This is a genomic window from Bacillus sp. FDAARGOS_235, assembly GCF_002073415.2.
GTDB classification, from domain to species: Bacteria; Bacillota; Bacilli; order Bacillales; family Bacillaceae_G; genus Bacillus_A; species Bacillus_A toyonensis.
Genome location: NZ_CP020437.2, coordinates 2,883,058 through 2,895,000 on the forward strand (window position 1 = coordinate 2,883,058; position 11,943 = coordinate 2,895,000).

Sequence of the window (11,943 nt, forward strand, 5' to 3'; positions counted from 1 at the left end):
AAAACAAAAAAATGACGACTTTTCCATTATTATTTTCCCCATTCTTACATTTTAAAAAATAGACTGGTACAAACTTTGTTCTCTCTCCTTATTGTAACACTTCCTAATTTCCCCTTATCTTCTCTTTCGCTTCTACTATTTCTTTTCTCAAAAAATAAAAAAGAATGGGTTCTCCCATTCCTTTTTTATTCAACACCAAATAAAGCCTTTGCATTTTTTGTTGTAACTTCTGCTACTTCCTCATAAGAAATCCCTTTTAAATTCGCAATTTCTTCTGCTACAAGCTTTACATAACTCGGTTCATTTCGCTTCCCTCGAAATGGATGTGGTGTTAAATATGGACAATCCGTCTCTATTAACAATTTCTCTAAGGGAATCTCTACTGCAACTTCTTTCGGTTTCTTAGCATTTTTAAATGTAACCGGTCCACCTAATGAAATTAAAAAGTTCATATCAACACATCGCTGTGCTACTTCGACACTACCACTAAAGCAATGCATAATACCTCCTACTTCAGCCGCATTCTCTTCCTCTAGAATATCAACAATATCTTGAGTTGCATCACGGTTATGTATAATGATTGGTAATTTCACTTTTTTAGCTAATGCAATTTGTTTACGGAATACTTCCTTCTGTATTTCTTTAGGAGACTTATCCCAGTGATAATCTAGTCCCATTTCTCCAATTGCAACGACTTTAGGATGTGAAGCTAATTCTTCTAACCAAGCTAAATGTTCTTCTTTCATGTCGATAGCATCTACAGGATGCCATCCAACTGCAGCGTAAATAAAATCATAAGCCTCAGCTAATTCAATCGCTTTTTTTATCGTTACTTCATCAAATCCAACAACAACTGTATATGTAACTCCAGCTTCTTTCATTCGTGCAATAACTTCTTGTAAATCTTCTTCAAACTGCTCTGCATTTAAATGTGAATGTGTATCAAACAACATAATAAATAACTCCTTTTATATTGAAATCAATTCTATCATAGAGAAAAACGATTTTCTTTCTAACTCAACGATAACAATACTACAATTTTAATGCAAAAAAAGGAAATTTAAAAAGAAAAAAGACGCTTCACACATGTTACACGTGAAACATCTCTTTTCTTGCCTTAATTACTTGATTTTTGTACCATTCGGAAGATTTTGGTCGATTGTTGCTAATGACAATACCCCATTCTCTTCACCCGCTAAAATCATACCTTGTGATAATTCACCGCGTAATTTTACAGGTTTTAAGTTTGTTACACAAATAACTTTTTTACCTTGTAAGTCTTCCGGAGAATAGAATTTTGCGATACCTGAAACAACCTGGCGCTTTTCTGTACCTAAATCAAGCTGGATTTTTAACAGCTTATCTGCTTTTTTTACAGGTTCAGCCGATATTACTTCAGCTACTCGTAATTCTACTTTAAAGAAATCATCAATTGTAATTTCTTCTGCCTGCGGTTCTTCTTCTTTTTTCTCTTCTACTTTAGGCGCAGAGCTCTTCATTTGTTCTTTAATATACTCTACTTCTACTTCCATTTCCAAACGAGGGAAAATTGGGTTTCCTTTTTCTACTTTTGTTCCACCTGGAATACATCCAATTGTAGATAGGCTTTCCCAAGATTTATGTGCTTCTTCAGTAAGACCAAGTTGAGCAAACATCTTGCTTGGTGCTACTGTTAAGAATGGCATAAGCATAATACCTGTTTGACGAAGTACTTCTGCTAAATGAGCCATTACAGAAGCTAACTTTTCACGATCATTTTCATCCTTCGCTAATACCCACGGTTGTGTTTCATCAATATATTTATTCGTACGGCTAACCAATTGCCAAATTGAGCTTAGCGCTACAGAGAATTCCATATTTTCCATTGCGTCTTCTACTTTTTGCAATGTATCTTTTGCAAACGTTACTAACGTTTCATCGAATTCCGTTACATTTGCTTTAAATGCAGGTATTTCTCCGTTAAAGTACTTATCAATCATAGCTACTGTACGATTTAATAAGTTACCTAAGTCATTTGCTAAATCGAAGTTGATACGTTCAACAAATCCTTCTGGTGTGAATACACCATCAGATCCGAACGGAACTTCTCGAAGTAAGTAATAACGTAATGCATCTAATCCGTAACGATCAATTAATGTAACTGGATCTACTACGTTTCCTTTTGACTTACTCATTTTTCCATCCTTCATTAAAATCCAGCCATGAGCAAAGACCTTTTTCGGAAGAGGTAAATCTAATGCCATTAAAATGATTGGCCAATAAATTGTATGGAAACGAACAATTTCTTTTCCGACTAAATGCACATCTGCCGGCCAGAATTTCTTATACATCTCTTCATTTTCTGTTCCATAACCTAATGCTGTAATGTAGTTAGATAATGCATCAACCCATACGTAAATAACATGTTTTGGGTTGCCTGGAACACGAACTCCCCAATCAAATGAAGTACGAGAAACTGCTAAATCTTCTAATCCTGGTTTAATGAAGTTATTAATCATTTCATTTTTACGAGACTCTGGCTGAATAAAATGTGGATTATCTTCATAGAACTTTAATAGTCTGTCGACATATTTACCCATTCTAAAGAAATATGATTCTTCACGAACAAGTTCTACATCATGACCACTATCTGGACTTTTTCCTCCAACTACTTTGTCACCTTCCATAATTGGATCTACTAATTGATGCGCTGTATAGAATGTTTCATCTTGTACAGAATACCAACCTTCATATTCATCAAGATAAATATCACCTTGGTCTACTAGTTGCTTGAAGATCTTTTCGACAACATCTTTGTGACGATCTTCAGTTGTGCGAATAAAATCATCATAAGAGATATCCATTTTCTCCCAAAGCTCTTTAATTCCTGCAACAATATTATCCACGTATGCTTGTGGTGTCACATTTAACTCTTCTGCTTTCTTTTGGATCTTCTGCCCATGCTCATCAGTTCCTGTTAGATAATGAACATTGTAGCCTTGCATACGCTTATATCGTGCCATTGCATCTCCTGCTACTGTCGTATAAGCATGTCCAATGTGTAACTTTCCACTTGGATAATAAATTGGGGTAGTAATATAAAAGGACTTATTTTCCTTTGTCATTGTTTTGGACCTCCCGAATAACCTCATATGTATTTATAAATAGTATATCAAAAACTCATATATAAAGTGAAACTTTAATCCGTAGGGGTGTTTATCCCCCACAAATTATTAACTCTCACTAATCAAGCTTTTACGAGCAGCCCGACTCCAACTTAACTTCTTTGCTCCAACCGCATTTTAAAGCGGGAATCTTATTGCTCGTTAACGCGGGATAAACACCAGTTAATGCTACATATCTTTATCATCTATTACTCATATTCAAACAAAATATACAACCCTACTTTTAAATAAATATATTTTTCAGAAAATAATTGCAAAAATTACTCCCATTCTATTATATATAAGAAGTAAGAAATCTATAAATCTTTTTAAAAAATATAGAATTTAAGAATTGACGGAAATGTAAATGATTGGTATCATATGTCCATAGGGTATTTTGTCGAAAAATGACGAATCAAAAAAATAGACTCGAAACTTATAAACTATTTATTTAGGAGGAAAAGAATTATGAAATCTACTGGTATTGTTCGTAAAGTTGATGAATTAGGTCGTGTTGTAATTCCAATCGAATTACGCCGTACTTTAGGTATTGCAGAAAAGGATGCACTTGAAATCTATGTTGATGACGAAAAAATCATCTTAAAAAAATATAAACCAAACATGACTTGCCAAGTAACTGGTGAAGTATCTGATGGTAACCTATCTTTAGCTGAAGGTAAAATTATCTTAAGCAAAGAAGGCGCTGAGCAAATCTTAAACGAACTTCAAGATTATATCGAAACAGCAAAATAAGCTTCTCAATTATGAGAAGCTTATTTTTTATCGACATGATAGATTTGATATACATCGCGTTTCGACAAATCCCGATCTTTAGCGACTGTTTTTATCGCCTCTTTTGAATTCATGCCTTTTTCATTTATATAATGTTCAATATGATCATATACTGAAATAGATTCCCACCATTGTTCTTCTGGAGCAGGTTCTTCCGTTGAACCAGCTACTAAAATGCAAAACTCACCACGAACTTCATTTTGCTTCGTCCATTCAATTGTTTCTTCGATTGTTCCTCGAATAAATTCCTCAAACTTTTTCGTTAACTCTCGACATAATACAATTTCTCTATTGCCTAACACTTCTTGCATCGAGATTAAAGTGTCATCTAGACGATGAGGTGCTTCATAAAACATCATTGTAGTTTGCACATAGCGAAGTTTTTCTAATTCCATTTTTCTTTCCTTTTTATTTCTTTGTAAAAATCCATAGAAATAAAACTGCTTTGTTTCAAGACCAGATGCAATTAACGCTGTAAGGGCTGCATTTGCCCCAGGAAGCGGAACCACATGATATTGCTCAGCTACGGCCTCGACAACAATATCGTAGCCTGGATCGGAAATACACGGCATACCAGCATCACTAACAAGTGCTATATTCTTCCCTTCCTCTAGCTTCTCTAATATTTTCTTTCCACTTACTTCTTTATTATGCTCATGGTAACTCATGACAGGTGTTTCAATTTCGAAATAATTACAAAGTTTTTTGGTTTGTCTTGTATCTTCCGCTGCAATAACATCTACCTCTTTTAAAATCCGAATTGCACGAAATGTCATATCTTCTAAATTTCCAATTGGAGTAGGTACTAGATATAACATCCCCTTTTCATTTTGTTGAAAGCTTTTTTGCTGCCACATAGCGTTCTCCTTTTTGCATATATTCTTCTTTTTGTTTTCTCGTTAACTGCTTAAAATGATATTCAGCCTGCATAGCTGTTCGTTTATCCTCATGATTCTCTACATACCTTAAAACAACTGGAAGTCTAGCACGTGTATATCTAGCACCTTTTCCACTATTATGAGTCTGAATCCGTTTTTCTATATGATTTGTATATCCAGCATAATAACTTCCATCAGAACATTCCACCACATAAAAACAATGCTTATTCTTCTCCATATAAAATTGAACGAATCTCCTTTGTATATTCGTTATTTTCTTCGTATACAAAAAGAGGTGGTAGGATTTTCAAATCTGCGTTCCCATCCTTAATTCCTTCAATTAACAATGTATTTGCTTCTTTACCTGCCTTAGGATAAACAAATCGCACACGCTTTGGTTCAATTTTGTATTTACGCATTAATGTAACAATGTCGAGTAAACGACCTGGGCGATGTACAAACGCTACTTTCCCACCTTGTTTTACTAGCTGACTACTTGCAGATACAACATCTTCTAACGTACACATAATTTCATGACGAGCTATTGCTAAATGTTCATTCATATTTTTCTCAGACGTTTGAGGTGTTTGAAAATAAGGAGGGTTACATGTAACAACATCATATTGATGGCGCCCAAGTTTCTCTGGCATATCTTTCAAATCTCCATGTATGAGTTGAATTCTTTCTTCTAACTTATTGTATTGAACACTTCTTATTCCCATATCATATAAACGTTCTTGAATTTCCACACCTGTAATATTCCCTTTTGTTCTCGTGCTTAATAGAAGGGGCACAACCGCATTACCTGTGCACAAATCAAGTAAATTTCCTTTTTGAATTGGCACCCAAGCAAAATCTGCAAGTAAAACGGCATCTAAAGAGAAATTAAACACCGATGGACTTTGTATAATCTTCATATCTTGCGCTAATAAATAATCTAAACGTTCATCTTCGTATAAATTCATATATTACTCCTTTTCTTACACTTAACCTACCCTATTTCATCTTCTACTAATATACAAATACATTTTGTTCTATTCTCATGTATAAAAAATTACCTTTCCAATTATAATTGGAAAGGTAATTTCACTTTTTATTTAAAAATGACAGACAGAATAAACAATCTCCCTCTTTACGTACACTTCCATAATGTAGATTGCAAATATGGAAACCTTCTTGATATAGTCTTGCTAAATTGTCATAGCCTTCACCAATATCCGTCTTCGGCTTCACTTCTTTACGTTTTTGAGCTTTTTGTTTTTCTTTATTCTGCACTTCTTCAAAACGGTGTCGCAAATTTTCATTTTCCATTTTTATATGTTGATTTTCTTCCAACAACTCTGCAAGATGTTGTTTTAATTCACCCAACTGTTTATATAAATGTCCAATTTGCTCTTCCATACTAGAAACCGATGCAAAAATATCTTTTTTCTCCACAAGCACCCACCTCATTAATCTGTGGTTTGACTCGAAACGACCCCTTTATTCACTAACTCATCTAACGTATATTCTACTATCCGTTCCTTGTCTACTAGCTCCACTTGAATTAATCTTTCTAAAATATTTAATCCGATAACACGGCCAGTACCATGTGGTGTTTGTATACGTTGATCTAAATCAGGAAGTTGTTCCTTTGCTGCCTCATATTCATCATTCTCATATTTTAAGCAACACATTAAGCGACCACATAAACCAGAAATTTTTGCAGGATTTAATGATAAATTTTGATCCTTTGCCATTTTAATGGATACAGGTTCAAAATCTCCTAAAAAAGTAGAACAACAAAGCATACGACCACATGGACCAATACCACCAAGCATCTTCGCTTCATCACGAACACCAATTTGTCTTAGTTCAATTCTCGTCCTAAAAATTGCCGCTAAGTCTTTCACTAGTTCGCGGAAATCAATCCGACCATCTGCAGTAAAGTAGAAAATAATCTTATTACGATCGAACGTATACTCTACATCTACAAGTTTCATATCTAGATTATGCTCTACTACCTTTTGTTGACAAACTTGATATGCCTCTTTCGCAGCATGTTTGTTCTCGTCAACAATGGTACGATCATTTTCATTTGCGATACGAATAACCTTTTTTAACGGTAACACAACATCGTTTTCATCAACTTGCTTTTTGGTAATAACTACTTTTCCGTATTCAATACCTCTTACCGTTTCTACAATTACAAACTCATTCTCAGAGATATCGAACTGATTCGGATCAAAGTAATATACCTTGCCGGCCTTCTTAAAGCGAACACCTACTACATCATACAAAACGGTCATCCCTCCTGCAACCGCAACACTAACTGTTCGAACACAAGCTGCGCATTTACATTAGCGTTGATTCTATTTTTTGCCTCTAATATATTAAAGAGAGCTGATACAATGCGCTTCTGAGCATAGGAAAAAGATTCAAACATCTCTTTCTGCTCATGAAAAACAAGACGATCTTCTTCTCCAAGTTGAACATATAATAAATCCTTATAAATAAGGAGCAACATATCTAAACCTTGCTGTAACTGTTCTTTCTCTCCAAAGTGTTTTCCCCATTTTTCTTGTACAAAAAAAATAGAGGCTTTATCTTTTTCGAGCGCTTCACATAATTTTATCACTAAAGTTCGTGCTTGTGCAAACCATTCATCATTACATAAAGCTAAAGCTTCATCAAAACTATTCGTAAGCTGTGCAGCTAGAGTTGATAAAGAGGATGTAATGCCTTCATCCTGTAATCTTCTACTTAAAGACTCCGTAGGTAACGGTCTAAATGTAACAACTTGACAGCGAGATAAAATCGTATTTAAAATTTGATGACTTTGTTCAGTAAGTAAAATAGCTGTTGTATCACTACTCGGTTCCTCTAGAAATTTCAATAGTGTATTTGCCGCATTTGCTGTCATACGATCTGCATGCTCGATAATATAAACTTTTTTATTTGCCTCTAATCCTGTTTTTGAAAATTCTTCCTGTAAATCATGAATTTGTTGCTTTTTAATAGATAATCCATCTGGTTTTACAATATGTAGGTTAGGGTGGTTACCTGAGTCAATTCGTTTACAATTTGTACATACATGACATGGTTCTACCTCATTCCTTTGAGAGCAGAGGAAACTCTTTGCCATTTGAATCGCTGTTGCAAACTTCCCTGTTCCTTTCCCTCCTTCTAACAAGTAAGCGTGGGATATACGCTCTTTTGCAATGCTATTCATCAACATTTTTACACCGATGGGCTGTATAGCAGAAAGCTGCTCCCACGTCTTCTTCATAATGTATACCTCACTTATTTCATTCTTTCCTTCTATTATAACAATTTATCTTCTATAATCTGAACAACTTCTTCTATAAGTTTTTCCATTGGTTGATCAGCATTTACTAATACAATACGATCAGAAAAACGTTCTACAACTTCTAAATACCCTTCACGTACACGTTTATGGAAAGAGATATCTTCCATATCTAATCGATTCACTTCGCGCCCCGCATCTTTTTCAATGCGAGCTAAACCAATCTCTGGTTCAATGTCTAAGTAAATCGTTACACTAGGCATACAGTCTTCTGTTGCGAAGCGATTTATTTCAAATACTTTATCCATTCCTAAGCCTCTTGCATATCCTTGATACGCTAAAGAGCTATCTATAAAACGATCACATAATACAAGATAGTTCTCATTAAGCGCTGGCATAACTTTTTCTACTAAATGTTGTCTACGTGCAGCAGCATAAAGAAGCGCCTCTGTACGTGCTTCCATCATCGTATATTCTTGTTTATGTAGAATTGTTCTAATATCTTCAGAAATTGCTATACCACCTGGTTCTCTCGTCGCCATTACCTTTTGTTCTTTTTGCTCAAAGTATGGTAATAATTTTTTAATTAACGTTGTTTTACCCGAACCTTCTGGCCCCTCAATTGTTACAAATAATCCCTTCATCCTAAAACCTACTTTCTATATCATACACTTTCATATCTTTCGTGCTACCTTGAAAACGAGCTCCTGTTTTCTCTAAATACATAATTTGTTCTTTATGTTCTGAAGTAATTCTCTCTCCATACATAATCAATGGAATTCCAGGCGGATATGGAATTATCATTTCCGCCGCTATCATCCCTACCGCTTCTTCTATAGGTACTACTTTTGTTTTGTATCCTTCTAATTGTTTATATGTATACGGTAAAGGAGAGGATTCTCTTTTATAAGTATAACGAATAGATTCGTTCTTGTCTTTCACCTCATAATGTTCCAACGCAACTCGAATTATCTCTATAGCCCTCATGTACTCCTCTTTTGCTTGTAGAGGTAAAATAAGTAGGACATTATATGGATCTGCCATTTCTGTATATATTCCGGCCCTTTCAAATACAGACTGTAATTCATATCCTGATAACTGACAACGAGTTTGTACAGTAATCTTTAAATCATCTTGCAACGGATATTGTAAAACAGCTATTTGCGAAATGGAACACAATCCTTTTTTAAATCTCCATAAAAACTCGACAATTTCATCATGACCTTTTTCCTTTATACTTGCTAGTGTAAAGCGCGCTATATCAAGTGAAGCCATAATTGGATATGACGGACTACTAGATTGTAGCATACTCAAATAAGCAGAAACTCTTTCTTCATTCACTAAATGACTATTTATATGTAAATAAGATCCCATTGTCATCGCAGGTAATGTTTTATGTGCAGAATGAACCACAATATCTGCACCATATGCTAATGCTGACTTTGGAAATGGTTCCCCTAAGCAAAAGTGTGCTCCATGAGCTTCGTCTACTAAAACAGGGATTTTATGTGCATGTGCATAAGCAATACTTGCTTCTAAATCTATCCCCATACCATAATAATTAGGATGCGTTAAAATGAGGGCTTTAGCATTAGGATATCTTTTAATTGCCCCTTTAATAACTTCATCACCAATTCCTACTGGTACGTTATATGCCTCATCAATCCATGGGTCTAGAAAAATTGGATTCGCACCCGCTAGTTTTAATCCATTAATGATTGATTTATGACAATTTCTTTGTACAAGGACAATGTCACGCTCACCGCAGCAAGATAAAATCATTGCTAGATTTCCGACCGTTGAACCATTAATTAAAAAATAACTTTTTTCCGCACCATATACATCAGCTAATAATTTTTGTGCTTCATCTATACATTCAAACGGACTATGTAAATCGTCTAACCCTGTTAGTTCGGTTACATCAATGGATAGTATATCTTTAAACTCCCCAATGGCTTCCTGAGGGAAGTTTACACCATTCTTATGACCTGGAACATGAAAGGACAGTGGTTCTCTTTCTTTAAACTCTATTAACGCCTCATATAAAGGCATACGCTTTTGATTCATATCTATCTCTTCCTTATTATTCATTCTGTATCTATTATACAGATATTAAGGCAAAAAAAATAATAGGCAGATGCCTATTTATAAATATGATACTTCTAACTTCCGAAGCTGTTTTAAATAATGTATATATTTTGGATCATCTGTCTCAGTACTCACCATATCTTTTTCACATTCATGACATATCAAATTATTATAAACATATATACCTTCTTCTCTTTTTGACTCACAAACAATGCAAATTTCACTTTGTAATTTCATAACCTTCCCTCCCTGTATTTAAATAAACATATTTGATACCTCTATTCCTTAACAATTTACAGAAAAATATACATCCATCTCTTATATAATATGATTTACTCTTGGGCAACGTGTTTGTATTACCATTACTTCTTTTATGCACTGTTTAACAATACAAAAAAACACGAGTCATTTGACTCGTGTTTTAGTTGCTTGGCGACGTCCTACTCTCACAGGGACAAGGTCCCAACTACCATCGGCGCTAGAGAGCTTAACTTCCGTGTTCGGTATGGGAACGGGTGTGACCTCTCTGCCATCATCACCAAACTATGAAGGCATATTCCTTCAAAACTAGATAACATTTGCTTCATATTATATGGTTAAGTCCTCGATCTATTAGTATTCGTCAGCTCCACATGTCACCATGCTTCCACCTCGAACCTATCAACCTGATCATCTTTCAGGGATCTTACTAGCTTACGCTATGGGAAATCTCATCTTGAGGGGGGCTTCATGCTTAGATGCTTTCAGCACTTATCCCTTCCGCACATAGCTACCCAGCTATGCCCTTGGCAGAACAACTGGTACACCAGCGGTGCGTCCATCCCGGTCCTCTCGTACTAAGGACAGCTCCTCTCAAATTTCCTACGCCCACGACGGATAGGGACCGAACTGTCTCACGACGTTCTGAACCCAGCTCGCGTACCGCTTTAATGGGCGAACAGCCCAACCCTTGGGACCGACTACAGCCCCAGGATGCGATGAGCCGACATCGAGGTGCCAAACCTCCCCGTCGATGTGGACTCTTGGGGAGATAAGCCTGTTATCCCCGGGGTAGCTTTTATCCGTTGAGCGATGGCCCTTCCATGCGGAACCACCGGATCACTAAGCCCGACTTTCGTCCCTGCTCGACTTGTAGGTCTCGCAGTCAAGCTCCCTTATGCCTTTGCACTCTACGAATGATTTCCAACCATTCTGAGGGAACCTTTGGGCGCCTCCGTTACACTTTAGGAGGCGACCGCCCCAGTCAAACTGCCCACCTGACACTGTCTCCCGGGTCGATAAGACCCGTAGGTTAGAATTTCAATACAGTCAGGGCGGTATCCCACCAGCGCCTCCACCGAAGCTAGCGCTCCGGTTTCAATGGCTCCCGCCTATCCTGTACAAACTGTACCAAAATTCAATATCAGGCTACAGTAAAGCTCCACGGGGTCTTTCCGTCCTGTCGCGGGTAACCTGCATCTTCACAGGTACTATAATTTCACCGAGTCTCTGGTTGAGACAGTGCCCAAATCGTTACACCTTTCGTGCGGGTCGGAACTTACCCGACAAGGAATTTCGCTACCTTAGGACCGTTATAGTTACGGCCGCCGTTTACTGGGGCTTCAGTTCAGAGCTTCGCTTACGCTAACCCCTCTCCTTAACCTTCCAGCACCGGGCAGGTGTCAGCCCCTATACTTCGCCTTACGGCTTCGCAGAGACCTGTGTTTTTGCTAAACAGTCGCTTGGGCCTATTCACTGCGGCTTTCCGTTAAGAAAG

12 protein-coding genes and 2 rRNA genes (1 of these 14 only partly in view) are annotated in these 11,943 nt (G+C 36.5%); 1 reads left to right on the plus strand and 13 read right to left on the minus strand.

The genetic code is table 11. From position 1 onward, the window contains the following. Positions 1 to 185: 185 nt before the first annotated feature. Positions 186 to 953: a TatD family hydrolase gene (locus A6J74_RS16785; RefSeq protein ID WP_000895828.1), complete on the minus strand. Its 768-nt coding sequence runs from the start codon at positions 951 to 953 to the stop codon at positions 186 to 188. A gap of 168 nt (positions 954 to 1,121) precedes the next feature. After that, positions 1,122 to 3,104 carry a methionine--tRNA ligase gene (gene metG / locus A6J74_RS16790; protein WP_000159673.1) on the minus strand — a complete coding sequence of 661 codons (1,983 nt, stop codon included), beginning with the start codon at positions 3,102 to 3,104 and terminating at the stop codon, positions 1,122 to 1,124. Positions 3,105 to 3,611: 507 nt separating this feature from the next. On the opposite strand from metG, the gene A6J74_RS16795 reads away from it, so the two are divergent. Next, positions 3,612 to 3,896 carry a transition state genes transcriptional regulator AbrB gene (locus A6J74_RS16795; RefSeq protein WP_000843036.1) on the plus strand — a complete coding sequence of 95 codons (285 nt, stop codon included), beginning with the start codon at positions 3,612 to 3,614 and terminating at the stop codon, positions 3,894 to 3,896. A gap of 20 nt (positions 3,897 to 3,916) precedes the next feature. On the opposite strand, the gene rsmI is transcribed toward A6J74_RS16795, so the two are convergent. The 11 genes from rsmI to A6J74_RS16850 form a co-directional block, all read right to left on the minus strand. After that, positions 3,917 to 4,792, minus strand: a complete 876-nt coding sequence (gene rsmI, locus A6J74_RS16800; RefSeq protein ID WP_000267799.1) for a 16S rRNA (cytidine(1402)-2'-O)-methyltransferase — start codon at positions 4,790 to 4,792, stop codon at positions 3,917 to 3,919. Beyond that, a complete protein-coding gene (locus tag A6J74_RS16805; RefSeq protein ID WP_000414346.1) occupies positions 4,761 to 5,051 on the minus strand; it encodes a GIY-YIG nuclease family protein in 291 nt (96 codons plus the stop codon). Before A6J74_RS16805 ends, rsmI begins: the two co-directional genes overlap by 32 nt. Further along, a complete protein-coding gene (locus A6J74_RS16810; RefSeq protein WP_001055365.1) occupies positions 5,038 to 5,778 on the minus strand; it encodes a tRNA1(Val) (adenine(37)-N6)-methyltransferase in 741 nt (246 codons plus the stop codon). Before A6J74_RS16810 ends, A6J74_RS16805 begins: the two co-directional genes overlap by 14 nt. Positions 5,779 to 5,899: 121 nt before the next feature. After that, complete coding sequence (gene yabA, locus A6J74_RS16815) at positions 5,900 to 6,250, minus strand: DNA replication initiation control protein YabA (protein WP_000412058.1); 351 nt, start codon at positions 6,248 to 6,250, stop codon at positions 5,900 to 5,902. A gap of 14 nt (positions 6,251 to 6,264) precedes the next feature. Continuing rightward, positions 6,265 to 7,092 (minus strand): PSP1 domain-containing protein, encoded by an 828-nt coding sequence (locus A6J74_RS16820; RefSeq protein ID WP_000272428.1) that lies wholly within the window; start codon positions 7,090 to 7,092, stop codon positions 6,265 to 6,267. A gap of 5 nt (positions 7,093 to 7,097) precedes the next feature. Continuing rightward, a complete protein-coding gene (gene holB / locus A6J74_RS16825; protein WP_000754512.1) occupies positions 7,098 to 8,081 on the minus strand; it encodes a DNA polymerase III subunit delta' in 984 nt (327 codons plus the stop codon). Between the two features lie 35 nt (positions 8,082 to 8,116). Continuing rightward, on the minus strand, positions 8,117 to 8,743 hold the full coding sequence (gene tmk, locus A6J74_RS16830; protein ID WP_000677211.1) for a dTMP kinase: 627 nt from the start codon (positions 8,741 to 8,743) through the stop codon (positions 8,117 to 8,119). A gap of 1 nt (position 8,744) precedes the next feature. Next, the gene (locus tag A6J74_RS16835; RefSeq protein ID WP_001072284.1) at positions 8,745 to 10,166 is read right to left on the minus strand and encodes an aminotransferase class I/II-fold pyridoxal phosphate-dependent enzyme; all 1,422 of its coding nucleotides are present in this window, start codon (positions 10,164 to 10,166) and stop codon (positions 8,745 to 8,747) included. A 78-nt stretch (positions 10,167 to 10,244) separates the two neighbouring features. After that, positions 10,245 to 10,424 carry a sigma factor G inhibitor Gin gene (locus tag A6J74_RS16840; protein ID WP_000776272.1) on the minus strand — a complete coding sequence of 60 codons (180 nt, stop codon included), beginning with the start codon at positions 10,422 to 10,424 and terminating at the stop codon, positions 10,245 to 10,247. 190 nt (positions 10,425 to 10,614) lie between these two features. Continuing rightward, positions 10,615 to 10,730: ribosomal RNA gene (gene rrf, locus A6J74_RS16845) — 5S ribosomal RNA — on the minus strand. Positions 10,731 to 10,779: 49 nt separating this feature from the next. Beyond that, a 23S ribosomal RNA gene (locus A6J74_RS16850) occupies positions 10,780 to 11,943 on the minus strand (it continues 1,757 nt past the right edge of the window).